22 protein-coding genes and 2 pseudogenes are annotated in these 25,098 nt (G+C 68.8%); 15 read left to right on the top strand and 9 right to left on the bottom strand.

Translation table 11 applies throughout. The annotated features are described in order from the left end of the window. The first annotated feature begins 385 nt into the window (after positions 1-385). Positions 386-1,690 (top strand): MFS transporter, encoded by a 1,305-nt coding sequence (locus ACFU5K_RS25945; RefSeq protein ID WP_384065804.1) that lies wholly within the window; start codon positions 386-388, stop codon positions 1,688-1,690. A gap of 891 nt (positions 1,691-2,581) precedes the next feature. Next, a complete protein-coding gene (locus tag ACFU5K_RS25940; protein WP_384065802.1) occupies positions 2,582-3,130 on the top strand; it encodes a hypothetical protein in 549 nt (182 codons plus the stop codon). A 374-nt stretch (positions 3,131-3,504) separates the two neighbouring features. On the opposite strand, the gene ACFU5K_RS25935 is transcribed toward ACFU5K_RS25940, so the two are convergent. Then, positions 3,505-3,906, bottom strand: coding sequence for a DUF5997 family protein (locus tag ACFU5K_RS25935; protein ID WP_384065800.1), 402 nt, complete (start codon positions 3,904-3,906; stop codon positions 3,505-3,507). A 57-nt stretch (positions 3,907-3,963) separates the two neighbouring features. Here ACFU5K_RS25935 and ACFU5K_RS25930 point away from each other — a divergent pair, with 57 nt between their 5' ends. From ACFU5K_RS25930 to ACFU5K_RS25910, 5 genes are all read left to right on the top strand, one after another. Then, positions 3,964-4,725 carry a LysR family substrate-binding domain-containing protein gene (locus ACFU5K_RS25930; RefSeq protein WP_384065798.1) on the top strand — a complete coding sequence of 254 codons (762 nt, stop codon included), beginning with the start codon at positions 3,964-3,966 and terminating at the stop codon, positions 4,723-4,725. Positions 4,726-4,861: 136 nt separating this feature from the next. Next, positions 4,862-5,809: an alpha/beta hydrolase gene (locus tag ACFU5K_RS25925; RefSeq protein WP_384065796.1), complete on the top strand. Its 948-nt coding sequence runs from the start codon at positions 4,862-4,864 to the stop codon at positions 5,807-5,809. Next, positions 5,802-6,944, top strand: coding sequence for an acyltransferase (locus ACFU5K_RS25920; RefSeq protein WP_384065794.1), 1,143 nt, complete (start codon positions 5,802-5,804; stop codon positions 6,942-6,944). The genes ACFU5K_RS25925 and ACFU5K_RS25920 overlap by 8 nt, the downstream gene beginning before the upstream one ends. Next, a complete protein-coding gene (locus tag ACFU5K_RS25915; protein WP_384065792.1) occupies positions 6,937-8,241 on the top strand; it encodes a sensor histidine kinase in 1,305 nt (434 codons plus the stop codon). Before ACFU5K_RS25920 ends, ACFU5K_RS25915 begins: the two co-directional genes overlap by 8 nt. Continuing rightward, positions 8,238-8,906, top strand: coding sequence for a response regulator (locus ACFU5K_RS25910; protein WP_384065790.1), 669 nt, complete (start codon positions 8,238-8,240; stop codon positions 8,904-8,906). Before ACFU5K_RS25915 ends, ACFU5K_RS25910 begins: the two co-directional genes overlap by 4 nt. Here the strand turns inward: ACFU5K_RS25910 and ACFU5K_RS25905 are convergent. After that, positions 8,900-10,063 carry a serine hydrolase domain-containing protein gene (locus ACFU5K_RS25905; RefSeq protein WP_384065788.1) on the bottom strand — a complete coding sequence of 388 codons (1,164 nt, stop codon included), beginning with the start codon at positions 10,061-10,063 and terminating at the stop codon, positions 8,900-8,902. The genes ACFU5K_RS25910 and ACFU5K_RS25905 overlap by 7 nt on opposite strands. Positions 10,064-10,183: 120 nt before the next feature. Beyond that, positions 10,184-10,759: a histidine phosphatase family protein gene (locus tag ACFU5K_RS25900; RefSeq protein WP_384065786.1), complete on the bottom strand. Its 576-nt coding sequence runs from the start codon at positions 10,757-10,759 to the stop codon at positions 10,184-10,186. A gap of 327 nt (positions 10,760-11,086) precedes the next feature. Here ACFU5K_RS25900 and ACFU5K_RS25895 point away from each other — a divergent pair, with 327 nt between their 5' ends. After that, on the top strand, positions 11,087-11,290 hold the full coding sequence (locus ACFU5K_RS25895) for a DUF1918 domain-containing protein (RefSeq protein WP_384065784.1): 204 nt from the start codon (positions 11,087-11,089) through the stop codon (positions 11,288-11,290). Positions 11,291-11,359: 69 nt separating this feature from the next. On the opposite strand, the gene ACFU5K_RS25890 is transcribed toward ACFU5K_RS25895, so the two are convergent. Continuing rightward, positions 11,360-12,616 carry a glycoside hydrolase family 10 protein gene (locus ACFU5K_RS25890; protein WP_384065782.1) on the bottom strand — a complete coding sequence of 419 codons (1,257 nt, stop codon included), beginning with the start codon at positions 12,614-12,616 and terminating at the stop codon, positions 11,360-11,362. A gap of 197 nt (positions 12,617-12,813) precedes the next feature. Here ACFU5K_RS25890 and ACFU5K_RS25885 point away from each other — a divergent pair, with 197 nt between their 5' ends. The 3 genes and pseudogenes from ACFU5K_RS25885 (at position 12,814) to ACFU5K_RS25875 (ending at position 15,564) form a co-directional block, all read left to right on the top strand. Beyond that, positions 12,814-13,674, top strand: a complete 861-nt coding sequence (locus tag ACFU5K_RS25885) for a 3-hydroxybutyryl-CoA dehydrogenase (RefSeq protein WP_205021845.1) — start codon at positions 12,814-12,816, stop codon at positions 13,672-13,674. 73 nt (positions 13,675-13,747) lie between these two features. After that, positions 13,748-14,521: pseudogene (locus ACFU5K_RS25880) on the top strand (IS30 family transposase); the annotation flags it as partial. A gap of 689 nt (positions 14,522-15,210) precedes the next feature. Continuing rightward, positions 15,211-15,564 carry a reverse transcriptase N-terminal domain-containing protein gene (locus ACFU5K_RS25875; protein WP_384065806.1) on the top strand — a complete coding sequence of 118 codons (354 nt, stop codon included), beginning with the start codon at positions 15,211-15,213 and terminating at the stop codon, positions 15,562-15,564. A 14-nt stretch (positions 15,565-15,578) separates the two neighbouring features. Here the strand turns inward: ACFU5K_RS25875 and ACFU5K_RS25870 are convergent. From ACFU5K_RS25870 to ACFU5K_RS25850, 5 genes and pseudogenes are all read right to left on the bottom strand, one after another. After that, positions 15,579-16,025, bottom strand: a pseudogene (locus ACFU5K_RS25870) (ISAs1 family transposase); the annotation flags it as partial. A gap of 117 nt (positions 16,026-16,142) precedes the next feature. Further along, on the bottom strand, positions 16,143-17,915 hold the full coding sequence (locus tag ACFU5K_RS25865) for a reverse transcriptase/maturase family protein (protein WP_384065779.1): 1,773 nt from the start codon (positions 17,913-17,915) through the stop codon (positions 16,143-16,145). Positions 17,916-18,409: 494 nt separating this feature from the next. Continuing rightward, on the bottom strand, positions 18,410-19,216 hold the full coding sequence (locus ACFU5K_RS25860) for a transposase family protein (RefSeq protein ID WP_384065777.1): 807 nt from the start codon (positions 19,214-19,216) through the stop codon (positions 18,410-18,412). Between the two features lie 537 nt (positions 19,217-19,753). Beyond that, positions 19,754-20,770 carry a hemolysin family protein gene (locus ACFU5K_RS25855; RefSeq protein ID WP_384065775.1) on the bottom strand — a complete coding sequence of 339 codons (1,017 nt, stop codon included), beginning with the start codon at positions 20,768-20,770 and terminating at the stop codon, positions 19,754-19,756. After that, complete coding sequence (locus ACFU5K_RS25850; RefSeq protein WP_384065773.1) at positions 20,767-22,095, bottom strand: hemolysin family protein; 1,329 nt, start codon at positions 22,093-22,095, stop codon at positions 20,767-20,769. Before ACFU5K_RS25850 ends, ACFU5K_RS25855 begins: the two co-directional genes overlap by 4 nt. 568 nt (positions 22,096-22,663) lie before the next feature. Here ACFU5K_RS25850 and ACFU5K_RS25845 point away from each other — a divergent pair. The 4 genes from ACFU5K_RS25845 (at position 22,664) to ACFU5K_RS25830 (ending at position 24,953) form a co-directional block, all read left to right on the top strand. After that, positions 22,664-22,885 carry a hypothetical protein gene (locus ACFU5K_RS25845; protein WP_384065771.1) on the top strand — a complete coding sequence of 74 codons (222 nt, stop codon included), beginning with the start codon at positions 22,664-22,666 and terminating at the stop codon, positions 22,883-22,885. 93 nt (positions 22,886-22,978) lie between these two features. Further along, positions 22,979-24,013 (top strand): sporulation protein, encoded by a 1,035-nt coding sequence (locus ACFU5K_RS25840; RefSeq protein WP_384065769.1) that lies wholly within the window; start codon positions 22,979-22,981, stop codon positions 24,011-24,013. A 108-nt stretch (positions 24,014-24,121) separates the two neighbouring features. Further along, the gene (locus ACFU5K_RS25835; protein WP_384065767.1) at positions 24,122-24,577 is read left to right on the top strand and encodes a tellurite resistance TerB family protein; all 456 of its coding nucleotides are present in this window, start codon (positions 24,122-24,124) and stop codon (positions 24,575-24,577) included. 112 nt (positions 24,578-24,689) lie between these two features. After that, positions 24,690-24,953, top strand: a complete 264-nt coding sequence (locus ACFU5K_RS25830; protein ID WP_384065765.1) for a GlsB/YeaQ/YmgE family stress response membrane protein — start codon at positions 24,690-24,692, stop codon at positions 24,951-24,953. The last annotated feature ends 145 nt before the right edge of the window (positions 24,954-25,098 follow it).

Genomic DNA, 25,098 nt, shown 5'->3' with positions numbered 1-25,098 from the left:
CACGGTGTAGGAACCTCGATCTTCTCACCGGCAAAGTGCACCTGTCGCCATATCAGCTGCCACACACCCCGCACTACCTGCGGATTCGGGTCTGACGTCAGGTCCTGTCACGGACGCACACCCCACCTACTGCCGGGCGCTCTTAATCGCCTTTCGTTCCCTGCCGACTGAGGGCTAGTGTTCACGCAGCGAGTGACTCACGAGGAGCGAAGACATGCCCGGTCGTCCGAGCACGCGTTGACGTTTGAGGCCGTGAGCGGCCTGTCATCGCGTGCTGCCCTTGAAGCGCGGCACAGCGAGCCTTCCTTTCCCGCTGCCTGAAACGGTCGGTGCACCCGTCGTGCACCGGTTGGCGGGTCTCGTCTTCGGTCATCCGAGGGGTCCTGTGCCGTCCTCTTCCTCCGCTGTATCCGATTCCGGTCGATCTGTTCCGTCAAACCTGTGGCGGGACCGCGACTTCCGCAGACTCTGGGTGGGCCAGACGGCCTCCCAACTTGGCGAACATGCAAGTCTGGTGATTCTGCCGCTCTTCGCCGTCCTGACACTCAATGCCGATGCCAGCCAGTTGGGCGCCCTGCGCGCGGTGGGACAGGCGCCGATCCTGCTGCTGTCGCTCTTCGTCGGCGCATGGGTGGACAGGTGGCGGACCCGTACGGTGATGGTCCTGACGGACGCCGGTCGGGCCCTGGCCCTGGGCGCCGCAGCGGTGGCTGGCCTCCTCGGCTGGCTCGGCATGCCGACGCTGTTCGTGGTCGCCTTCACCGTCGGGGCTCTGTCCGTGTTCTTCGACGTGGCATACCAGGCGTCCTTGGTACGGCTGGTGAAACGCGATCAGTTGGTGCGGGGCAACAGCGCGCTGGAGGGCAGTCGGTCCGCTGCGCAGATCGGCGGTCCCGCCCTCGGTGGTGCGTTGGTATCGGCGCTGTCGGCGCCAATCGCTGCCGCCTCCAGTGCAGTGTTCTTCGCGCTGTCGTTCCTGTCGATCCGACGGATCGGTCGCCGCGAATCCATCCCGGAACGCTCGGAACGTCTTCCTCGGGTCTGGCGGCGGATCCATGAGGGTCTCCGCTTTGTCGCCGGTGACACCTCGCTGCGGACTGTGTGCCTCGCGTCAGCCGCCTTCCAGTTCGCCTTCGCGGCTGTGATGACCGTCTATCTACTGTTCCTGCCACGGGACCTGCACCTGCCGGGCACCGTCGTCGGGCTGGCACTCGCGGCGACGGGGCCGGGCGCGCTCCTGGGCTCGCTGCTGGCCGGCCGCCTGCCGAGCCGCTTCGGACATGGCGCTGTGCTCGTGTCCGCGGCAGCACTCGGCGACAGCGTGTTCCTGTTCGTGCCTGCACTGCACGGCTCCTCTGCGGTGACGGTTCCCGCACTCCTTACAGTCAACTTCGTCTTCGGGACCTTCAGCCAACTGGTGAATGTCACGATCATGGCCGTCCGGCAGACCGTCACTCCGGACGGGATGCAAGGCCGCGCGGCCGCGACGATCAACTTTGTCGGCATGGGACTGACTCCGCTCGGCTCGCTGCTCGGCGGCTTTCTCGCGGAAGTATGGGGAACACGCACCAGCCTCCTGGTGACAGCCGCAGGCATGCTGCTGTCACCGGCACTGATGGCCCTGTCCCCACTCGCCCGCCTCGGGCGGACGCTTCCCGCCCCGCCGGAGACTCCGGTCCCGTCTGCGTGAGACGGCTTCTGTCGCCGTGAACAGCCGACACAACTCCGTCAGCGGTCGCGGCCATCACGGAAGCGGACTCGCGCCAGCGCATCGGCTTTCATCTGGAGCCAGGTCACCGGCGGCGAATACGTGCTAGCCCCCAGCCGGTCCGCCACTCCTGTGGACGTCGGACCACCTGACCAACGGCGCTCACGCACAGTGAACGTCCACAATCATGATCCGCCAACTAACCCCCTCAAGATCCGCCAACAAGAATTCTCCACGCGCTCCTGACCTGCGCATCTCGGACCATGATCCGCCAACTAAAATTCTCGGTCACAGCCGCTGCGACCGAGATCTATAGATGGCGGACGAGCACGGGAGATGGCGGATCTTGGCGGCGACCGGCGACCAATGCGCTCACCTGCGGCGATGCCTTCAGGCTCGGGATCGTCGGTGGCAGGATCCGCCAACTATCGCCCTCAAGATCCGCCAACTGCTCTTCTCTGCTCGCTCGTGACCTGCGCGGATATACGCCCGTCCCGCCAACTACCTTCCTCGGTCACAGCCGCTGTGACCCTGCGGCCGAGTTGGCCCACTGGTGCCGGAGTCGACCCGCCGGGCATCGACGCCGGCACGCGGACCGCCACGGCAGCGAGGAGCGGACATCAACTCCTATCCGGCTCAGCGCCGCGTGCAGACGCCCTGGACACCGGGCCCGAAACCACACCGCCTCTGCCGCGACCCCGGTGCCCCGTCACACGCGATGATCCGGAGTTCCGGAATCCCGCTCACGTTTCCCTCAACTCCCTTGTCTCGCACCTGATGCCTTTGATCGAATCCAGAAGTAATTCAGACCGTTCCGGGAGCCGGCGACCTACGACTTCCCGGAAGAAGTGAAACGGGGACACAGTGAAGACGATGAATCGGAAAGGCCTGACGGGTATCACCGCTCTGGCGTCCGCCACGCTGATCATGGTTTCATCCGGCAGCGCACATGCCGCCATCAAGCCGGGAACCATCAACACGGTGAAGGTCTCGAACAGCACGCAGAAGATCACCAGCGGGGTGGCAGGCATCGATCACGCGGGCAAGGACACCTGCAAGGCAGGCGCCGCATGGAATGCCCGGGTGTACTGGACGCTCGGGAAGGTGACCACGTCGAAGATCACCGTCAAGGACGTCAAGGTCACCTACTCGGTCGGCTCCGGCCGCAAGCTGTCGGTCTCCTCGCTCGGGCTCATCGACGGCAAGGGCAAGCAGATCTGGTCCACCTACTCCCCCTACGGCAAGCAGGTCAGCGGTCTGGTCGAGAAGAAGTCGCACAGCATCAAGAAGACAGCCGGCGGAACCAAGAAGGAGCGGGTCGCTCTCGTGATCCGTGCCAGCCTCACCGGCCGTAAGTCCGGCGAGATGCCGTGGTGCACTCCGGACTCCCTGATCTACTTCTACCTTCAGCAGAACCGGTAGGAGCCGCGTCCGTCACGTCCCGCTTCTCACCCGCCGTGCACCGCCCCTCCGGTGGTGACGCTCTCACCGCACACCGCCCACGGCGAGCCGTACCGGCACCACAATCCGTGGTGCGGTGCCCCGCTCGCCGTGGGCGGTGACGCGGCCCGGCCTTCGGCCCCGTCCGTTCCCTCGCCGTCCGACGGCGGGTTGCCTGGCCGGCCGCGGAGTCAACGGCGCGGGTGAGGCCGTGAAAAACCGCTGCCCGGATACGCTCTAGTAGTAGCCCTTCGTACCGTCGTGCAGCTCGCGGACGATAGCCGCGTGCTGCACGTGTGCCCGGTCCAGCGCATGTGGCGGACGAGGCCCGCCGTCGTCATCGCCGGTGAGCCGGCTCAGGCGTCGCGGTCGGACTGCTCGGCCCTGGCGGCGTTCCGCTCCTTGATGCGGACGGCCTCCTTGCGGACCTCGGCCTGGGTGGCGCGCTCCTTCTCCAGCCACTCCGGGCCCTCCTGCTTGAGGGCCTCGATCTGCTCGGTCGTGAGCGGCTCGGTGACACCGCCCCGAGCGAGGCCGGCGATGGAGATCCCCAGCTTCGACGCGACCACCGGGCGGGGGTGCGGGCCGTTGTGGCGCAGCTCCTGCAGCCACTGGGGCGGGTCGGTCTGCAGCGCGTTCAGCTCGGCGCGCGAGACGACGCCCTCCTGGAACTCGGCGGGGGTGGCTTCGAGGTACACACCCAGCTTCTTCGCCGCGGTGGCGGGCTTCATCGTCTGGGTGGTCTGGTGCGACGTCATGGTTCCAGGGTATCGAGCATGTGCACCGCCTCCGACCACGGCCGGTAACCTGGCGGGGTGACTGGCTCGGAAGTACCCCCTGCGTTCCGGCTCGCCTACGTTCCCGGCGTGACCCCGACCAAGTGGGTGCGTATCTGGAACGAGCGCCTGCCCGGTACCCCGCTCTCCCTCGTCGGCGTGCCCTCGGCCGAGGCGGCGGATCTGCTGCGTGGCGGCGGCGCCGACGCCGGCTTCGTACGGCTGCCCGTCGACCGCACGGACCTCAGCGCGATCCCTCTGTACACGGAGACGTCGGTCGTCGTGGTTCCCAAGGATCACGCCGCGGTCGCCGTCGAGGAGATGTCGGTGGAGGATCTCGCCGACGAGATCGTGCTGCACCCCCTCGACGACGTCCTCGACTGGGAGCGCCCTCCGGGACGGCCGGCCTTCGAGCGGCCCGCCACGACGGCGGACGCGGTCGAGCTGGTGGCCGCAGGCGTGGGACTGCTCGTCGTACCGCAGTCGCTCGCCCGTCTGCACCACCGCAAGGACCTCACCTACCGGCCCCTCGTCGGTGTCCCCGAGTCGAAGATCGCCCTGTCGTGGCCCGAGGAGAAGACCACGGACCTGGTGGAGGAGTTCATCGGGATCGTCCGCGGCCGGACGGTGAACAGCACCCGGGGGCGTCCCCCGACACCACCGCAGCCGAAGACGAAGCGCGCGGACAAGAAGACGCCGGCCCCGCGCAAATCGGCGGCGGGCAAGAACGCGCGTGGCGCCGCCGGCGCCAAGAACCCCAAGGGCGCGGCCAAGCGGGGAAAGCCGCGGCGGCGGCCGTAGCGGGGTCCGCCCCCTACCCGTAGTACTCCAGAGCTACGCGGCAGGTGCGCTCCTGCGCGGGACGCCGACCATACGGGTCGGCCCATAACTTCGGTACCGGATTCAACGAGCACTATCCGGCACGGAAGGACATTCGATGGCGTCCCGCTCACGGACCAGCCGCGCTCTGCTCACCGCACTCGTCACCGCGTCCGTGGCGCTCCCGGTGTCGGGCGCGGCCCGCCCCGCCGCAGTGCCCGCGCCCGTCCCGGCACCGGCCGTCCCGCTGCGCGCGGCGGACCCTGCCTCGCTCGACGCCCGGTACGCCGCGGGCCGCAGGGACATGTGGGCCGCGCGGGAGGTGGCGGCCAGGCACGGCGACGCGCGGCGCGCGGCCACGCTCGCGGACATGGCGGGACCCGGGCGCTCCTTCCTGATGTTCGACGGGCGTGACGGAGGCCGTGGCGCGGAGGTGCTCGGGGACCTGTCCCGGGCGGAGCGCGTCGCCGTGCTCGTCCCGGGGGCCGGTGTCGATCTCGACCACTACGCGCGTGTGCGGCGTGACGCCGAGGCGCTGCTCGCTGAGGTCGGCGGTGCGTCCGCCGTCGTCGTCTGGCTCGGCTACCGGCCACCGGCCCTGCTGAGCACGGCGGCCCTGACACCGGCGCGGGCGCAGGAGGCCGCTCCGGCCCTGCGCGCCCTCGTCCGCGAGTTGGGCACGGCCAGGCCGGGCGCCCGGGTCTCCCTCCTCTGTCACTCCTACGGTTCCGTCGTCTGCGCGCGGGCGGCGTCCGCGCTCGCCGTCGCGGACATCGTGCTGTACGGCAGCCCCGGCACGGGCGCGGACCGCGTGGGATCGCTCCGCGCCACGGCCACCGTCCGAGCGGGCCGAGGCCGCGAGGACTGGATCGCCGGTGTGCCGCACCTCGCGCTCCCGCTCCCCTTCGGCACGGTCGGCTTCGGTACGGACCCGGTGGCGACGGAATTCGGCGCCGCGCTCTTCGACGCGGGCGACTGCGGCCACAGTGGCTACCTGAGGCCGGGGTCCGTCTCGCTGCGCAGCATCGCGGGGATCGTCGCGGGGATCGGAGACCGTCGTGCGTGACGCGCTGCGGGAATCGATTCGGCGACGCTGGCGGACCGCCCTGCGCGCGCTCGCCGTCCTGGGCGTGGTGTGCGGCCACTGGCTGGTGACCGCACTGGTGGCGGACAGCGGCACGGTGCACGGTTCGAGTCCCCTGCGGTACATGCCGCGGCTCGCGCCGGTCTCCTGGCTGTTCCAGACCCTCGCACTGTTCTTCCTGGTGGGCGGCCTGGTCGGCGCGAGGGCGTACGCGTCCGCGCGGGCGCGCGGTGAGAGCTACGGGCGCTGGCTGCGAGTCCGCACGGGCAGGCTGTTCCGGCCGGTCACCGTCGTACTCGCCGTCTGGACATTGGCGGCGGGCGTGATGCTGGCTACGGGGGTGGACGAGCGGACGGTGCGCGCGCTGGGGAAGCTGGTCTGGTCGCCGCTGTGGTTCCTGCTGGTGTTCGCGGCGCTGACGGCAGCGACCCCGTGGCTGGCACGGCTGCACCCGCTGTGGCCGCTAGCCGTGGTCCTGCACGCGGACCTGTTACGCCTGGGCCTCGACGGGCCCGCCGCACTGGGGTGGGTCAACGTCGCGGCGGGCTGGATGGTCCCCTACTGCCTGGGGACGGCCTGGGCGCGGGGCGGCCTGCGGGACCGGGGGACGGGCTGGATGCTGCTGATCGGGGGCTCCGCGGCGACGGCGGGGCTGGTGCTGTTCGCCGGGTACCCGGCGTCCATGGTCGGGGTGCCGGGCGCGGCGCTCTCCAACCTCGATCCGCCGACGCTCGCGGCGGTCACGTTCGGTCTCGCCCAGTGCGGTGCCGCCCTGCTGCTGCTCGGCCGATTGCGGCGGGTGCTCGCGCGGCCCGCGATATGGGCCCCGGTGGCACTGCTGAACCTGTCCGCGATGACCGTCTTCCTGTGGCACCAGACCGCGATGATCGTGGTGACGTCGACCGTCCTGTTCCTGTGCGGCCCTCTGCCGGGCCTGCACACCGTTCCCGACGGTCCGGCCTGGGTGTTCGCCCGGCCTGCCTGGCTGCCGCTGTTCGCCTTGGTGCTGCTTGTGTGCTGGTTCGCCTTCGGGGCGTACGAGCAGCGGCGCGGGGCCCGTTCGAAGGTTGTGCGGTCGGCGTCCCCCGCCCGGACCAGGGAGTCGCACCATGCCTAAGCTGAGCGTCATGACGGGGGCGGGGGCCGGGGATCGGATGGTGTCCGGTCTGCGAGCGCTGTGGCGCAGGCTGTACGAAGATCTGTGGGCCATGCCTGTGGACGTGATCCCGCCCCTGGGACAGCCCGGAGCGCCGGTCTGGCGGCCCGCGTTCGCAATGCTGCTCACGCTCCTGACGGCGGTCGTCGCCGTGTGGCACGTGCCCGACCTGATCCCTCACGGTGCCGCTGTGCCGGAGTACGTGGTGGTCCTGGTCGTGCTCCAGGCGACGGCGCTACTCGCCGGTATGTGGCGGCCCCTGTACGCCTGGTGGGCCTCGCTGGTTCTGATGATCATCAGCGTTCGCTTCGCCGGGGCCGCGATGACACCGGGCGGACTCTTCCCGTGGACGGGTCCTGAGATCGCGCTGCAGAGCGGGGCGCTCTTCCTGCTGACGCTCCGCGTCCGCCCGCGCCGGGCAGTCCTCGCCCTGGCTCTGAGCCTGCTGGCGGGGCTGGTGTCCGGCGGCTTCACCAACGGGACCCACACCTTGTCCCTGGCTGTCGCCGCGGTGGCCGTCGGCACGGCCGTCGTGACCGGGGCCGCCCTGCGCGCCCTGCGGGTGGCGCGCACCGAGCTGGTGGAGCAGTCGGAACTGACCGAGGAGGAGCGGGCCCGTCGCACGCTCCTGGAGGAGCGCAACCGGATCGCCCGCGAACTGCACGACGTGGTCGCCCATCACATGTCGGTGATCTCCATCCAGGCGCAGGTCGCCTCGCACCTGGTCGAGAACCCTTCGGACGAGCTCAGGGAGAACCTCGCCGGCATACGGGAGAACGCGGTCGAGGCGCTGGCCGAACTGCGCAGGGTGCTGGGTGTGCTGCGCTCGGAGGACGCCGCGGCGGACGGGCTGCGCCACGCCCCCCAGCCGACCCTCGACCGGCTCGAGGAACTGGCCGGCAAGGTGCGGGGCGCCGGTGTCGCGGTCGATACGGAGACGACGGGGAGGCCGCGCCCGCTGCCGCCGGGTGTGGAGCTGTCGGCCTTCCGCATCGTGCAGGAGGCGCTGAGCAATGTGATGCGGCACGCTCCCGGAGCACGCGCCAGGGTGGAGGTCGGCTACCACTCGGCAGCCGTCACGGTCCGGATCACGAACACGGCACCCGGGTCGCCTCCCGCGGACACCGGCGGAGTCGGGCACGGGCTGCTCGGCATGCGGGAACGCACCGCGATGCTGCGCGGCGATCTCACCCACGGCCCCGCCCCTGGCGGAGGCTACGAAGTAATGGCGACGCTTCCCCTGGAGGAACCCTCATGACCATCCGTGTGCTGATCGCCGACGATCAGATGATGGTCCGTCAAGGATTCACGGTGCTGCTGAACGCAGAGCCGGACATCGAGGTCGTCGGCCAGGCCGTGGACGGTCTGGACGCACTGGAGAAGTCGGCGGAACTCGTCCCGGACGTCGTCCTGATGGACATACGCATGCCGCGTCTGGGCGGCATCGACGCCACCCGGCGCCTCACCGGAGCCCCCGGGGCGACTGTCCGGGTTCTGGTGCTGACCACCTTCGACCTCGACGAGTACGTGTACGAGGCGCTGCGCTCGGGGGCTTCCGGGTTCCTGCTGAAGGACGCCTCGGCGGCCGAACTCGCGGAGGCGGTGCGGGTGGTGGCGGCCGGTGACGCCCTGCTGGCACCGAACATCACCAAGCGCCTGATCGCGGAGTTCTCCCGGGTGAGCTCCGGTCCGCGCGCCCCGGTCAGGGAGCGCGTCGACGATCTGACGGAGCGCGAGACGGAGGTGCTCTCACTGATCGCGCAGGGACTGTCGAACGCGGAGATCGCGGTGCGCCTGGTGGTTGCGGAGCAGACCGTGAAGACCCATGTGAGCCGGATCCTGGTGAAGCTCGGCCTGCGTGACCGGACGCAGGCCGCGGTCCACGCGTACGAGTCGGGGCTGGTGCGGCCGGCCGGCTACTGAGCTCGCGGGAGCGCGCCGTACACCCCGTCGATCAGGGCCATCTTGCGCGGGTCGTCGGCGATGTCCGGGCCCATGCGGTTCATGACGTAACCGAGGGCGACCCCGGCCTCGGGGTCGGCGAGACCGCAGGAGCCGCCCGCCCCGTCGTGGCCGACCGCGCGCGGATTGGGACCGTACGAGCCGTTCGGGCCGCTCAGCCAGAGACCGAGGCCCAGCTCGGTGTCGTGGGTGAAGCCCGCTCCCAGCACCAGGTCCCGGCAGCTTCCCTGCCCCTCGCGGACCCGCTCGGCCGCCTCCTTCGACAGGATCCGCCGGCCGTCGAGGGACCCGCGTCCGGCGAGGATGCCGTAGAGCGCGGCGACCCCACGCGCGGTGCCGTGGCCGTTGGCGGCGGGGATCTCGGCCGCCCGCCATTCGGGGGTGTTGGCGGCGGCGACGCCTGTGCCGGGGTTGAGCAGGGACGCCAGGGCGACGGGCTCCATCCGGGCGAAGAGAGCGGCCTGTTCGCGCGCGACGGACTTCGGCTGGACGAGCTCGGCGACCCGCCCGGCGTCCTTGTCAGGGAGCCCGACGGTGAAGTCGATGCCCAGCGGCCCGGTGATCTCCTGCCGCAGGAACTCCCCCGGCAGCAGCCCGGTGACGCGGCGGACGACCTCGCCGACGAGGAAGCCGTACGAGATCGCGTGGTACCCGGAGCGGGTGCCGGGCTCCCACCACGGAGCGGTGGCGGCGAGGCGGGCCGTGGTCAGCTCCCAGTCGTAGAGCTCGGCCAGGGTGTGCGGATCGCGCAGGCCCGCGACGCCCGAGCGGTGCGAGAGAAGGTGGCGTACACGTACGGATTCCTTGCCCTCGGCCGCGAATTCCGGCCAGTAGTCCGCGACCGGGGCGTCCAGGTCGAGCGTCCCGCGGTCGACGAGGACGTGAGCGCAGAGAGCCGTCGGCCCCTTGGTCGTGGACCACACGTTGACCACTGTGTCCCGCTCCCACGGCCGGGTCCTGTCGCCGTCCGCCCAGCCGCCCCAGAGGTCGACGACGGGAGTGCCGTCGAGCAGGACGGTGACGGCCGCGCCCAGTTCGTCGCGCTCGGCGAAGTTCGCCGCGAACGCGTCGCGCACCGCCGTGAAGCGGTCGTCACAGTGACCATGGATCTGCGGCACGGGTCTCTCCTCGTCTCGGTGGCTCGCACCATACCGACTGGTCGGACCGGCGGACAGGTGCCGTGCCCCGCTTCCTTCGACCGGGGGATCCCTGGAACGTCCTCGCGGCCCGGCTCGCGGTCAGTTCGCGAGCGCTTCGAGGCTGAACGTCCAGCGGCCGGGCAGTCCGACGAGTGTCACCGTGGACAGTGGGCGCACCTCGACGCTCCAGTACGTCATCGGCGGGGCCTTGAGCGCGTACACGAGGGCGGCGCGGACGACCGCCGGTTCGGCGACGGCCACGATCGCGCCCTCCAGCACGGGGCGGGTGTCGAGCCAGCCCCCTATGCGGGAGATGAAGGCGAGTAGCGATTCGCCGCCGTGCGGCGCGGAGCGTGGGTCGGTGAGCCAGGTGTGGACGCCGGCCGGCTCGCCGGCGGCGACCTCGGAGAAGGTGTAGCCCCGCCATCGGCCCATGTCGCAGTCGCGCAGGGCGGGCTGGACCAGCGGTGCGAAGCCGAGGGCGTCGCCCGTGGCACGGCTGCGCGGGGTGGGTGAGCAGTAGCGCATCTCGGCGGCGCCGAGCGGCACCAGAGCGTGCGCGGCGAGCCTCACCTCGTGCCAGCCCGTGTCGTCGAGCGGCCGGTCGTCGTCGAAGCGCTCGGCGAGCAGGGCGGAGCTGCGTGCTGCTGCGACCAGTGAGACGCGAACACTCATGGGCGCGATCGTGGGGGCGAACGGCGCGCCGGTCAAGAGGGCGGCACGGCGTCGTGCAAGCGCTTCCTCAGCCGGCTTGAAGAGCCATCCACATGTCCGGGACCTCCAGAGGCGCGAAGCCGATCTTCGCGTAGACCCCGTGGTCGTCCCTCGTCGCGAGGAGGAGCCGGGTCAGCCGGCGTAATCTGCCCGCCGGCCGTGATCAGGACGTCGGACCCGCGGAGCGTGCCGCCGATCTCGCCGCGGCGTGCTCCGCTCCGGGCGCGCCGACGCGTGCGGTCATAGACTTGTCGACATGGACAGCCACCCGTGAGGAGGTCACTCCCGATGGAGGCACACACCGGCGACCGGCTGCTGACGCACGGCAGGACCGTGGGGCAGCACGACAGGGTCGCAGAGATCGTCGAGGTGCTCGGCGACGAGGGCAGCCCCCCGTACCGTCTGCGCTTCGAGGACGGGCACGAATCGATCAGGTCCCCCGGACCCGACAGCGTCGTTCAGCACGGGACCCCCAAGGACCGGGACAGGTAGGACGCGCGCGCCGGGGGCACGAGTGGCCCCCGGCACGCGTGTCCGGCGGCTGCCGAGTTCGCACCCGTGTCAGCGTGGGGCGCGGGCCCGGGTCGCGTAGTGGTCGGCGACCACCCGGGCCATGGCCCCGATGCGGTCCGCCTTCACATGCCTGGCGGAGAAAAAGATGTGACCGCCCACTTCCGGGTGACCGGCAGCGAGGTCCAGGTGCCGTGAGAGTTCGGCCGGGTCCTGCCAGGCGGCCGGCTGGGCGGGGTCACCCGCCTTGTGGAGCGCCTCTCCCACGTACAGGTCGACGCCCGTGCCCTTGACCGTCCCGGCCCACCACGACAGCAGCTTCGCGTAGTCGGCGGCGGCGAAGCCGATGTTCCAGTAGATCTGGGGGCAGATGTAGTCGATCCATCCCTCCTTCACCCACTTCCGGGTGTCGGCGTGCAGGTCGTCGTACGTCTCCACGCCGGCCGCGGTGTCGGAGCCCGCCGGATCGGTCGAGGCGTTGCGCCACACCCCGAAAGGGCTGATCCCGAACCGCGTACCGCTCCGGACCTCCTTGATCCGTGCGGCGGTCTCGCGCACCAGCCGGTCTGTGTTGTCGCGGCGCCAGGCGTCCTTGTCGGTGAAGTCCCCGCCGTGCTGCGCGAACGCGTCGTCGTCCTCGAAGACCTGGCCCGCCACCGGATAGGGGTAGAAGTAGTCGTCCCAGTGCACCGCGTCGATCGCGTATCGGCTGACCGCGTCGAGCATCGCGTCCTGGACGAACTTCCGGACCTCGGGCAGTCCCGGGTTGTAGTAGAGCTTTCCGCCGTACGGCAGGACCCAGTCCGGGTGGAGCCTGGCCGGGTGGGTGGCGACCAGCTTAGAGGGGTCCGTGTGGTTGGCCACCCGATAGGGGTTGAACCACGCGTGCAGCTCCAGACCGCGCGCGTGCGCCTCGCGCACCGCCGTCCCCAGCGGGTCCCATCCCGGGTCCTTGCCCTGGACGCCCGTGAGGCACTCGGCCCACGGCTCGAACGACGACGGCCACAGGGCGTCGGCGGTCGGGCGGACCTGGAGGACCACGGTGTTCAGCTTCAGCTCCACCGCCCGGTCCAGATGAGCGATCAGCTCCGCCTCCTGGGCGGCCGCGCCCAGGCCGGTCGTGGAGGGCCAGTCGATGTTCGCGACCGTGGCGATCCACATCCCGCGCATCTCACCCTGGTCCGCTTCGCGGCGCCGGTGCCGTCCGGCGCCCGGCCGGGGTGCGGCAGCGGCATCACCCGCGGTCAGCAGCGCGGCCACCGTGCCCGCCGCACCCATCACAAAGGACCTACGGCCAAAACGACGCATGTATCCACCTTTCGTTCCTCTGTTCCTCACGTCACGCCGTGCAGTGCGTCACGCAGATCATGCCCGCCCCGATTCCGTGCGACCCGCAGCTCACCGGAGCCTCGTCGCGGAGTAACGTCGTGGGGTCGAGGCGGACACCGGAATCAAACGGGACCTGCCGCACGAAGATCAGCGAAAGGCACGAGGTGACGGACTCTATGGCCGACATTGCACGCGTCGGAGTGGTGGGCTGTGGCCAGATGGGCGCAGGCATCGCGGAGGTGTGTGCCCGCAGCGGCCTCGAGGTCAAGGTGGCCGAGACCACCGGCGAGGCCCTGGAGATAGGGCGTACCCGGCTGCACAACTCCCTCTCCAAGGCCGCCGAACGCGGCAAGATCACAGCTGAGGAGCGTGACGAGACCCTCGCCCGCCTCAGCTTCACCACCGACCTCGGCGAGTTCGCGGACCGCGATCTCGTGATCGAGGCCGTCGTGGAGAACGAGCAGGTCAAGACTGAGATCTTCCAGGTACTCGATCAGGTGGTGACCCGACCGGACGCCATCCTCGCCTCGAACACCTCCTCCATCCCGCTGGTGAAACTGGCCGTGGCCACGTCGCGCCCGGACCAGGTCATCGGCATCCACTTCTTCAACCCGGCCCCGGTGCAGCGGCTCGTCGAGCTGATCCCGGCGCTGACGACGTCCGACGAGACCATAAAGCGTGCCGAAGCGGTCGTGCAGAACGTGCTGGACAAGCACGCGATCCGCGCCCAGGACAGGTCCGGCTTCGTCGTCAACGCCCTGCTGATCCCGTACCTGCTCTCGGCGATCCGGATGTTCGAGTCGGGCATCGCCAGCCGCGAGGACATCGACAACGGCATGGAGATGGGCTGCGCCCACCCGATGGGTCCGCTCAAGCTCGCCGACCTGATCGGTCTGGACACCGTGGCCTCGGTCGCCGACTCGATGTACGCGGAGTACAAGGAACCGCTGTACGCCGCTCCCCCGCTGCTCCAGCGGATGGTCGACGCGGGCCGGCTCGGCCGCAAGACCGGCTCGGGCTTCTACCCGTACGGCTGACCGTCCTACCGGCGGGCCCGGCGCTCACCTTGAGTTCTAGTGGTTGTCGCAACACCCCAGTTCAGGGGATGCGATGGACTTCAAGATCCGGGACCGGTCCAGTATCCGGGGGCTCCGTCCCTTGTCCGAGGAACGGCGCCTCTACCTTCAGCTCATGCAGCAGGGCGTGAGCAACAAAGAGGCGTGCCGGATCGTCGGCATCAACGAGAAGACCGGGCGGCGCTGGCGTAACGGCCGTGCCCCGTCCGGCGGGCATGTCGGGGCGCCACCGATCACCGCGGTGGCGCCCCTGCCCGGTCCCTCGCGGTATCTGCGGGAGAGCGACCGCATTCACATCGCCGACCGGCTGCGGGAGAAGGCCACGGTCCGTGCGATAGCCGCCGAGATCGGCCGCAGCCCGTCCACGGTCAGCCGGGAGATCCGCCGCAACCGTCACCCGGTCAACGGCCAGTACCGCCCGCACGCGGCCCAGGCCCGCGCCGAAGCCCGCCGGCCCCGGCCCAAGTCCGGGAAGATCGGCCAGAACCCACAGCTGCGGGACTCCATCCAGGACCACCTGGACATACGGTGGAGCCCTGAACAGATCTGCCAGGCTCTGCGGGCACAGTTCCCCCGGCAGCCGGAGATGCACGTGGTCCACGAGACGATCTACCAGGCCCTCTACATCCAGGGCCGGGGCGAACTACGCCGCGAGCTGGCACGCGCGCTGCGATCGGGCCGCGCCTGGCGCGAACCTCGCCGCCAGGCCCAGCAGCGCCAGCCCCGGTTCACCACCCCGATGGTCATGATCAGCGAACGCCCTGCCGAGGCGGAGGACCGTGCCGTCCCCGGCCACTGGGAGGGCGACCGTGCGACACGAAGTTGCACGAATTTGAGTGGACTGACCGATTGGAGAGGCGGTTGATGAAGCCGTAGGTGCAGTCACGGGTCCGTGTCCGTATGACCCGTCCCCGCCCTTGACGTGCGATGCCGGTAACGGCGTGGTGCGAAGCTCAGGGGAAAGCCCAAGGACTTCCGTTCCATCCGGGAGTTACCGGCAAGGGGAAGACCGGACGGGTGAAGTACATGAACTCCCGATGATGCCTCGCGATCCCAAGCCCCGCCGATGGAATGCGTGAGTGGGGTGCATGGCTAGCCGTTGAGAAGCGGCAGGCGCTGGCCGGTAGAGGTCACTCCGGCCAGGTGGACACCGTCGCCTCGGGGTAAAGGGAGCACCCACCCCGGTCGTATCTCATTCGTGTGGAACGTGGAAACCCCGTTGGGGTCCGGGCCGCTTTGGCTCGGTCGGCCGACCACAAGGAAGGCTCAACTCCCCAGCGGGAACAGGACGGCCCAACAAGCCAATGCCGGAAGCCGAAAGGAAGCGGGAACCCGGGGCAGCACGACGACCGGCCTCTCCGCCGGTCGCCCCGCATAACCGTCCGGATACGGGTGCTGCCCGACCCGAAAGGGTGCTGACGTGGGCCGGGTGAGCCTGTGCGGAATCACTGAGCAAAGACTACGGAACCGAGGGGCAAGTTGGACACCTTGCAGATCATGGACGGATCGGCCTCGGCCCTTCCTGCTGCTTCTGTTCCGGTGAACGGACCCGAGGGCGAAGACTTGGACTGGGCGTCGATTGACTGGCGGCGGGTCGAGGAAGACGTACGGCGTCTGCGGCAGAGAATCTTCACGGCATCGCAGGCAGGGGATCTGAAGAAGGTCCGCAATTTGCAGAAGTTGATGCTCCGGTCCCGCTCGAACACGCTCGTGAGCGTGCGGCGGGTTACTGAGATCAATGCTGGACGTGCGACAGCGGGAGTCGATGGAAAGGTGGTGCTGCTTTCCCAGAGCAAGGCCGCATTGGCCCAGTGGCAGGGCCCCGGGGAGAATCCCGTTCGCCCGTTTTGATCATGTGATGCCGTGGAGTGTGAGCGCGGTCTGCCGCTGGCGATGTTGGTCCAGCCGGTGCGGTGGAGGGTGGCGCGGGTGAGGTCGCGCAGGGCGCTCATGACGGCCGGGGTGTGGTGGCGTCGGATCTGACTGGCGTCTTCGGTGAAGGTGACGTCCTTGGTCCAGTGGACGGTGTTCTCGATGATCCAGTGGCCGCGGGCCCAGGCGGCGATCTCGGCCGGGGATGCCTGGTGGGCGGGCAGGTCGGTGACGGCGTAGACCGTCTCGGTCTGCCACTTCTTCGCGCCGATGCGGCGGCGTTTGCGGTGGATGCGCACGACCTGGGCCGCGTGTGGGAACAGCAGGCCGTCCACGGATACGACCTTCGCCTCCCGGACTTCTTCGCGGCCGTGGCCCCGGTCGCGAGAGCGGTGCAGCATCGGCGCCTTGCTCCAGGGGAGCTTCCTCAACTGGCCTGCCAGAGCGGGCGTAGGGTCGGCCGGACGGCGAGGTGCCTGCTGAGCAGGTCCTTTTCCGTCCGACCTCCCTCCGAACCGGACATGCGAGCTTTCCCCGCATCCGGCTCTCCAGTGGTGCTACTGAGCGATCGGCTGCTGATGGATCTCGGCGTGACAGCGGTCGCAGACGATCAGGGTCTTCCGACGTCTGGTCCGCATCGTTTCGACCCACCGGGGTGCGGCCGTGGAGCTGTATCGGTTGAGATCGGCGAGTCGCCTGACGTGGTGGACGGTGATCCCGTCAGGCGACGCGCAGAGCTCGCAGATTCCGGCGGTCAGCCGGTCGATGAGCCGGCGGCCCTTCTTCGTCGGCCACGCCCCGTCGATGATCGGCGGGGCGTGTTTGCGCCGGCGGAGAGGGATGCCGCCGAACCTGGCGGTGAACACCTTGCCCGCTGGAGTACGTTGGACCGCTTCGAAGCACCGGCGTTTCCCGAAGGGGGTCTCGATGGTGCTCTTGTGGCGTTCCCGCATGATCCAGGGAGGGCGGCGGTGCTTGGCCGCCAGGGTCGAGAGCATCGACCGTTCCATGTACTGGCGGAGCTTGTTCAGCCAGTTGATGTTCCCTGCCATCTGGAAGTACTGGACATAGCCGCGGTATTCCATCCCGAAGGTGGCGACGATGTTGTGGTCGCTGGTGCGAATCAGGTCGTTACGGATCAGGGGTTTGCCCTGTCCGCGCTGGTAGTTCCGGCATCTGGCGTTGACGGTCTCCGGCGGAACGCCGAGGGCGATGGATCCGTTGAGGACCCGTCGTCCCTTGGTCCGCCAGGTGTCGTTGTGCCTGGTCCAGATGTCGTAGCCGAGGAACCGCGCCTTGTGGGTGCGGGCGTGCGTGATCAAGGTCTTCTCCGCGGAGAGCCGCAGTTTCAACTTGTCGTGCAGGAACACGGCAAGCTTGTCCTTGATCTCCTCGGCTTCGGCCTTCGGACCGACGAATCCCAGCAGGTGATCGTCGGCGTATCGGACATACCTCAGCCGCCGGTAGCCGGGGTCGTTCACGTCGACGCTCGGGATCGACTGCTGGACCCTGCGCAGGGACCGGACCTTGGTGCGGTCGCCCTTGCGTCTCCAGTAGCCGATCGTCGCAGTCACGTTCCCGTACTCCCGGTTTTGGCGGCGGACGGCACCCCGTGTGAAGGCCGGTACCAGTTCCTGTTCCACGAACCTGTCGAGACGGTCGAGGTAAATATTGGACAGGATCGGCGAGACCACTCCTCCTTGTGGTGCACCGGAGTAGGTGGCGTGCCAGATCCAGTCCTCCATATATCCCGCCCGCAGCATGTCCGAGACCAGGGCCAGGAAACGTCCGTCATGGATGCGTTCGGCCAGGATCGCGAGCATGACCTCGTGGTCGAGACTGCCGAAGCAGTCGGCGATGTCGCCCTCGATGAACCAGGTGGTGCCCGTCCATGTCGAAGCGATCTCGTCGAGCGCGGTATGGCAGCCCCGACCGGGGCGGAAGCCGTGCGATCTGGGCGAGAACTGCGGTTCGTAGTACGCCTCCAGCAGGAGACGCACCACTTCCCCGACCAGTTTGTCCGTCCAGGTCGGCAGCCCCAGGGGCCGCAGACTTCCGTTCTTCTTGGGGATGTGCACCCTCCGGACCGGGGAGAACCGGTAGCGCTCGGCCTTCAACAGGCCGATGATCTCCCGAATTCTTCCCAGACTCATCCCGTCGGGTGTCTCCCCGTCGACCCCGGGCGTCATCGCTCCGCCGTTGGCGTAGATGCGTCCGTAGGCCATCAGGAACAGCTGTTCGCTGAACAGCTGCCGATACAACCGTTCCAGAGGCAGACCGCGTCTGCCCCTGTCGCTCAGGACACCGAGCACTGTGTCAGCGCTCTGCATTTCGCATACCTCCCCGGTGTCGCCGGTGTCCGTACCACCTGTGCCCCTTCGCCCTGCGAGCGGCTTTCCCGCTCTCCTTGGCCGGGCGTCACTCCGGCGACTACTACGGGCACTCCGTCACCGCCAGCCGTACTGGGACGGTGATCCCACGTTCGTCTCTGACACACGATCAGCGCGGCCCAGGCGCCCCATTCATCTCCTTCAATGCCCTCGCTGGGCATCGCTCCCGCCGCGAAGGTTGACCAGGGCGAACCAGTACGTCCCCGGTCACGACGGGCACCGGTTCCAGGTGCCGTTCCGGTCGCAGTAAATTGCTGCCGCTGGAGATTGGGGTTCAGGCAGTCAAGCTTTCGCCATACCGCGCGGGTCCCCCGACGCGCCGTCCCAGGCACCTGGGCCCGGCCGCCGGTTTCCTGGCATGCTCTTGTCCCCTTCACCTTTCGGATCCAGGTCAGCCATCGGACCCAGCAGACCTCCCTTCGAGTCTGTCCCGCCTACGGCGGGGATGTGTCAGAGCGCCTCGTGGCGCACTGGTTGTCCTTGACGGACAGCAGGTAGTGCGCGTTCCGGTCCTCGACGAGATAGCGGGCGTGGGCTCTCTGGGCGTGCATCGCGTCGACCGTGATCACCGCGCCGGCCAGGTCCGCGTCGTCGATGGTGTCCAGCAGCGGGGCGAACTCGGGAATCTCGTTGGTCTTAGCACCGATCTCCCGCAGGGCGGCGGTCAGCGCGTCGTCATGACGTACGGCGGTCAGGACGAAGACCCGGCTGCCGTCGGCGCGGACCGCTCCGCGCAGGCACTTGCCGTCCACGGCGAACGCGCGCCGCTTCAACGGGAGCGGGCCGGGGTTCTGCGGGGCGGCCCGGTGGGCTCGGCGCTGTTCACGTTCGGGGACCGAGTCCGGGCTCAGCGGCCCGGCGGCTGGCTTGGCCAGGGCAGCGAGCCGGGTGAAGCCGGCCGCTGTCAGAGCGCCGGGGTCCACCCGGGCGAAGGCGTCCCGCAAGGTCCGCTCACCCGGGGCCCGGAAGCGGCCGGTGAACGGGTCGAACGGGCAGCCCAGACGGGCGAGCTCTGCCTGTCCGCAGCGTCTGGCCCATTCCGCGATCGCGACCAGGGAGTTGTGGCCGGCCGCTGTCATCGCGCACACCCCGATCGCGAGGAGCGTGGACAGCCGGTAGCGCACACCGCGCGGATCACGCGGATCGGGCACCTTCGCCAGTGCCTGGAGCAACCCTGCAGCAGGCGCCTCCCGGTCCGGGCCGGACGACTGCGAGGGCGATGTGCCCAGGCACACGGACATGAGAGAGGATGGATCGACGAGCACGGCAGCCTTGCTGATCTGGGAGCGTAGAGAACGACCTCGCCGACGTTGTCCTACAAAGCGATCGCGTCGCGTCTCCCAATTAGCGGTCGAGTCGTCGCGGGGTTCCGGGCGGCCAAGTTCTCTGAGCCATCCAGCGGCGACTCCATGACAGCCATACCCGGAACCCCTGGGCCCCGCCGATCTTACGAATGACCAGCTCAGACCCACATCAAGAAAGGTAGGACTCCATGATCCACAAGCGCCGTGCTCGCCTCATGTCCGGACATCAATGATCAACCGGTCAGACCGGGAGCTACGGGATTCTCCCCGGGGCCCTGATCAGGCGGCTGGACGGTGCGGAACCGGCGACGGGCTTCGAGATAGCACTGGTTGTTCTGGCGGGCAGGTACCTGGCCGGGTGAGCGTACGACCGGTTCAAGCGGGCGGTCCGCGCGTCACATGACGGCCGCCGTGAGGAGCGCAACACCCGGCTGAACCGTTGGGCCGCGGGGCGTTGCGCTGTCTCCCGCTGTGTCAGCCGGTGGTGGGGCCGACCAGTTCCTCCAGTACGTCTTCCATGGTGACGAAGCCGATGACGCTGCCCTTGTCGCCGGTGACGGCGGCCAGGTGCGTGCCGGCGGCCCGCATGGCGGTCATGGTGTCGTCCAGCGGGGTGTCGATCTCGACCCGGATCACCGGGTGCAGTGCGCTGCGTTGGAAGGGCTGGGTGCGCTCTGCGACGCCGAGGGCGTCCTTGATGTGTAGATAGCCCAGCACCTCGTTGCCGGGTCCGGTCACCGGCAGCCGGGAGAAGCCGCTGGCTGCCGCGGCGCGCTCCAGTTGCTGCGGGGTGATGTCGCGGCCGACGGTGACGGCGTCGTTGACGGCCACCATGACCTCGCCGACGGGGCGGGTGCCCAGTTCCAGTGCGTCCTGGAGGCGCTCGCCGTCTGCGGGTGCGAGCAGGCCGGCCTCGCTGGAGTCCTTGACCAGGCGGGCGAGTTCGTCGTCGGTGAAGACGGAGGTGACTTCGCCCTTGGGCTCCACCTTCAGCAGGCGGAGGATGGCGTTGGCGAACGTGTTGATGCCGAAGATGACCGGCCTCAGCGCGCGGGTGAGGGCCACCAGCGGCGGGCCCAGCAGCAGCGCCGTCGGAGCGGGGGCGGCGAGTGCGATGTTCTTGGGGATCATCTCACCGATCAGCATGTGCAGATATGTCGCTGCTGTCAGGGCGATCACGAAGGCGATGGGGTGGATCAGCGCTTCGGGGATCCCGATCGCTTCGAACGGAGGCTCCAGCAGGTGGGCGATGGCCGGCTCGGCGACCGCGCCGAGCACCAGCGAGGAGATGGTGATGCCGAGCTGGGCGGTGGCCATGACGGCGGAGAGGTGCTGCAGGCCCCACAGGGTGGATCTGGCGCGCAGGTTGCCCTTGAGCGCTGCCGGTTCGATCTGGCTGCGCCGCACGGAGATGAGAGCGAATTCGGCACCGACGAAGAACGCGTTGGTGAGGAGAGTCAGCGCGCCAATGAGTAGCTGGATCGCGGTCATCGGGCTTCCTCCGTGCTCTGCGGGGCCGGAGCGGTGATGCGGACGCGGTCGGCGCGGTGGTGCTCAATGTGAAGGATGGCGAATTGCCAGCCATCCGCCTCGACTCGGTCGGTCAGGAGGGGGAGGCGCTCCAGCCGGGTGGCGATCAGCCCGGCCAACGTCTCGTAGGGCCCCTCCGGGGCGCTGAGGCCGATCTCTTCGAGCTGGTCCAGGCGGATGCTGCCGTCGGCCTCCCACACGGGGCGGCCGTCGGGTGCCGGTTCGAGCGGGATCAGGTCGGGCTGTTCGTGCGGGTCGTGCTCGTCGCGGACCTCGCCGACGACTTCCTCCACGATGTCCTCCACCGTGGCGACGCCCGCGGTGCCGCCGTACTCGTCGATCACCACGGCCATGGTCCGGCTCTTGCGCAGCTGCTGAAGGAGGCGGTCCACGGGCAGGGAGTCGGGCACCAGCAGCGGCTCGGTGGCCAGATCCGTGACGGGGGTGTTGTCCCGCTCGTTCTCATCGAGGGCGAGGACATCACGGATGTGGACGGTACCGATGACCTCGTCCAGGCTGTCTCGGTAGACGGGGAACCGGGACAGACCGGTGGCCAGCGTCAGGTTCGCCGCTTCCGTGGCGGTGGCGTGGGCTTCGAGGGCCCTGACGTCCACGCGCGGAGTCATGACGTTCTCTGCGGTCAGTTCGCCCAGATGCAGGGTCCGTACGAACAGTTCCACCGAGTCCTGTTCCATTGCGCCTTCCCGGGCCGAATGCCGGGCGAGGGCGACCAGTTCCTCCGGGCTGCGGGCCGAGGCCAGCTCCTCCTGGGGCTCCAGGCCGAAGCGCCGTACAACATGGTTCGCGGTGTTGTTCAGGTGCCGGATCAGCGGAGCGAAGACGGCGGTGAAGCCGCGCTGCGGTCCGGCCACGACCTTGGCCACAGCGAGCGGGCTGGAGATCGCCCAGTTCTTCGGGACCAGCTCACCGATGACCATCAGCACCACCGTGGCGACGGTGACGCCCAGAAGGGTCGCGATGGTGGAGACCGCTCCGGCAGGCAGGCCGACAGCTTCGAGTGGCCCGCGCAGCAGCGTCGCCAGTGAAGGCTCGGCCAGCATGCCGATGACCAGCGAGGTCACCGTGATGCCGAGCTGTGCGCCGGAGAGCTGGAAGGTCAGCCGCTTGGCGGCCTTCAGCGCGCTCGCAGCACCGCGCTCACCGGCCTCTGCGGCACGTTCCAGCTCGCCGCGCTCGATCGTGGTCAGGGAGAATTCGGCCGCGACGAACACCGCGCAGGCCAGTGTGAGCGCGAGGGCAAGAAGCAGCAGGAGTACTTCGTTCACCGTGCCGCCCCCGTTCCCTGGCTCAAATGCTGCGGGCGGGCTGTGGCACGGCTCGTACTGGGAGGTTCACCCATTGCGGGTCTGCTACTCCTTCTTGGCTGGACGGATACGGTGTGGTTCAGGGGTGGGACGGCGTCTCCGCCTTCATGGTAAAGGCTCCGCAAAGTGCCCTTGGCGGGTGGCCTCACGTTCCTCCTCTGGGCTCTTTTCGGACTTTCCCCGCCAGGTCGAAGGGACGCCGCCCAGACGAGGTGCACCTCCCCTATGCTTCTACACGCGTGTAGATAACGCGAGGGCCGACCGGGATACTCCCGGAAAGCCGCGGAGGCGGGTCGTCTCGCCGGTAGAGGGGCGTGGCGTGATGAGAAGTGGGCGAGGCCCGGGTCCAGGATCTGCTGACCCACCCCGGGTGGGCCGGTCTGGTTCAGATCGCCGGTTTCACGTGCCACCAGGTTGCGCCCTTCATCCCCTCAGCGAATCCGCCCCCGTCCGCGACTGATCGTGGTACGAGATCGCTGCGGGCGGTGCCGCCCATGCCTTGATCCATACATATTCCAGGAGGACTTACGTGGCTTCGATCGATCTTGACAAGGTGCTGGACAAGGCGTGGGCGGACAAGAGCCTGCCAGAGATTCTGGCCGCCCCGGTCGGGGCCCTGAAGGGGGTCTCGGACCGTGACGGCGAGCTGCTGCAGGAGGCGTTCGGCATCAAGACGGTCGCCGATCTTGCCGAGTTGAAGTACGTCCGCTGGGCGCAGGCTCTGGCTGCGCTGGACACGTCAGCCAAGTAAGCATTACCCGCGGGTTGCTGCATCCCGGTCACCTCCGGTCGCAGCAGCCCGCTATTTCAATGACTACGCGCACATGAAGGAGTGAACGCCACGATGGTGTTCAAACGGCTGCTCGGCTCGCTCGGCGTGGGCGGTGCCACGGTGGACACAGTCCTTGACGCAGGTGCAGCCCTGCCCGGCGGCAGCCTCACGGGGCAGGTCCACCTCAAGGGCGGCACTGCCGACTTCGACATCGAACAGATCACTCTGGAGTTGGTCGCCCGGGTGGAAGTCGAGCACGACGACGGCGAGGGTGAAGGGGGCCTCCCCTTCGACCGGTTCACCGTGGGCGGAGGCTTCCGCCTCGTCGAGGGCGAGCAGCGCAGCATCCCCTTCTCGGTGACGCTGCCCTGGGAGACTCCGGCCACCGAGCTGCGCGGCCAGCCGCTGGGCGTCGTGCTCGGAGTACGCACCGAACTCGCAGTGGCCGGGGCCAAGGACAAGGGAGACCTCGACCCGCTCGCGGTGCGGCCGCTGCCGGTCCAGGAAGCAATTCTGGAAGCCCTGGGGCAGCTCGGCTTCGGTTTCAAGTCCGCGGATCTGGAGTACGGCCATATTGGCGGCACCGGCCAGCAGCTCCCCTTTTACCAGGAGATCGAGCTCACCCCGCCCCCGCAGTACGCGCACACCGTGAACGAGATCGAGATGACCTTCCTGGCTCGTCCCGACGGGATGGAGGTCGTACTGGAGGCGGACAAGCGTGGCGGCCTTTTCCCGGCCGGCCACGACGCGCTCTCTCGTTTCACCGTCAGCCACCACGGCGTGGAGCAGCACGACTGGAACGCCGAGGTCGACGCCTGGGTGCGCCAGCTCGTCGAACACCGGGCCTCCTATGGCACTCACGGCTCGCACGGTCACGGCGATGTGTACGGCGGGCACGCGCACAAGGACGGCCACGGCCACGGCGAGTTTCACCATGACGGTGGCCACCACCGCTCCGGGCCCGGGATGGGCACCGCCATCGCCGCCGGTGCGGCGGGCCTGGCGGTCGGCGTGGTTGGCGGAATGGTGGCGGCCGAAGTCGTCGACGAGGTCGGCGACTTCTTCGAGGAAGACGATGAAGAGGGGGAAGAGGGCGAAGAGGGCTGAGGCGCCGTTGCCTCCCCTGATAACTTCTACATAACTGTAGAAGAAGCGGTGGCCCGGACCGCACCTCTTCCGGTCCGGACCACCATCCCTCAAGCGAACGGAGTTCTCATGGCCCTGTGGGATCGCATCAAGGAGTCTGCATCGACGATGCAGACACAGCTCAATGCCAAGAAGAACGACCTCAAAAGCGGCGCGTTCCGCGACGCCAGCATGGCGATGTGTGCGCTCGTCGCCGCCGCCGACGGCACCATCGACCCGTCCGAGCGGCGCAAGGTGGCCCAGCTCATCGCGAGCAACGAGGTCCTGCAAAATTTCCCCGCCGAGGACCTTCAGCGCCGCTTCGACGACAACTGCAACAAGCTGACCGCGGACTACGACTTCGGCAAGGTCACCGTCCTGCAGGAGGTCGCCAAGGCCAAGAAGAAGCCGGCCGAGGCGCGCGCCGTAATCCAGATCGGCATCGTCATCGGCGGAGCCGACGGCGACTTCGACAAGGACGAGCAGGCCGTTGTGCGCGAGGCTTGTTACGCGCTCGACCTGCCGCCGCACGAGTTCGACCTGTAGTTCCCAATCCCCCAAAGGGCCGCCGCATGCACGAAGTTCGCAGGGTGCGTGGTTGCGGCCTTCAGGGTGGACGTGCACTTACATCACGAGACGTACGGAACGAGGGGTGAGCATGGAGATCTCCGGCCTTATTACCGCGATCTTGATCGGCATCGTCATCGGCGTACTGGGTCGGCTCGTTCTGCCGGGCCGGCAGCGCATCGGTGTCCTGTGGACCATCGTGGTGGGTATCGTGGCGGCCCTTGTCGGTACGGCCATCGCGGCCGGTGTCGGCGTCGCCGACACCAAGGGCATCGACTGGATCGAGCTGGCCATCCAGGTGGGACTCGCCGTGGTGGGCGTGGCAGCTCTCGACCGTTTCAAAGCCCGCCGCTGAGCAACTGGCCGCCGACCGCCGCCCCGGTCCGTGTGATGGATGAGGGCGGTAGGTTCGGCGGTGGGATGCTGCCGACCGGCCGCTATCCCGAGAACGGGGTGTTTGCCAGTGTGGGGCCTACCGGCCTGGCCGGTAGGGCCCACAC

It is taken from the genome of Streptomyces sp. NPDC057428 (genome assembly GCF_042803195.1).
Classification (GTDB): domain Bacteria; phylum Actinomycetota; class Actinomycetes; order Streptomycetales; family Streptomycetaceae; genus Streptomyces.
This window is presented reverse-complemented; position numbering and strand designations above follow the sequence as displayed.

Coding starts and splice junctions, on each gene's coding strand:
- ACFU5K_RS25925 (WP_384065796.1), top strand. CDS start 4,862: ATGGCGTCCCGCTCACGGACCAGCCGCGCTCTGCTCACCGCACTCGTC.
- ACFU5K_RS25875 (WP_384065806.1), top strand. CDS start 15,211: ATGGACGGATCGGCCTCGGCCCTTCCTGCTGCTTCTGTTCCGGTGAAC.
- ACFU5K_RS25830 (WP_384065765.1), top strand. CDS start 24,690: ATGGAGATCTCCGGCCTTATTACCGCGATCTTGATCGGCATCGTCATC.
- ACFU5K_RS25895 (WP_384065784.1), top strand. CDS start 11,087: ATGGAGGCACACACCGGCGACCGGCTGCTGACGCACGGCAGGACCGTG.
- ACFU5K_RS25835 (WP_384065767.1), top strand. CDS start 24,122: ATGGCCCTGTGGGATCGCATCAAGGAGTCTGCATCGACGATGCAGACA.
- ACFU5K_RS25840 (WP_384065769.1), top strand. CDS start 22,979: ATGGTGTTCAAACGGCTGCTCGGCTCGCTCGGCGTGGGCGGTGCCACG.
- ACFU5K_RS25855 (WP_384065775.1), bottom strand. CDS start 20,770: ATGACCGCGATCCAGCTACTCATTGGCGCGCTGACTCTCCTCACCAAC.
- ACFU5K_RS25910 (WP_384065790.1), top strand. CDS start 8,238: ATGACCATCCGTGTGCTGATCGCCGACGATCAGATGATGGTCCGTCAA.
- ACFU5K_RS25915 (WP_384065792.1), top strand. CDS start 6,937: ATGCCTAAGCTGAGCGTCATGACGGGGGCGGGGGCCGGGGATCGGATG.
- ACFU5K_RS25865 (WP_384065779.1), bottom strand. CDS start 17,915: ATGCAGAGCGCTGACACAGTGCTCGGTGTCCTGAGCGACAGGGGCAGA.
- ACFU5K_RS25860 (WP_384065777.1), bottom strand. CDS start 19,216: ATGTCCGTGTGCCTGGGCACATCGCCCTCGCAGTCGTCCGGCCCGGAC.
- ACFU5K_RS25940 (WP_384065802.1), top strand. CDS start 2,582: ATGAATCGGAAAGGCCTGACGGGTATCACCGCTCTGGCGTCCGCCACG.
- ACFU5K_RS25900 (WP_384065786.1), bottom strand. CDS start 10,759: ATGAGTGTTCGCGTCTCACTGGTCGCAGCAGCACGCAGCTCCGCCCTG.
- ACFU5K_RS25885 (WP_205021845.1), top strand. CDS start 12,814: ATGGCCGACATTGCACGCGTCGGAGTGGTGGGCTGTGGCCAGATGGGC.
- ACFU5K_RS25935 (WP_384065800.1), bottom strand. CDS start 3,906: ATGACGTCGCACCAGACCACCCAGACGATGAAGCCCGCCACCGCGGCG.
- ACFU5K_RS25890 (WP_384065782.1), bottom strand. CDS start 12,616: ATGCGTCGTTTTGGCCGTAGGTCCTTTGTGATGGGTGCGGCGGGCACG.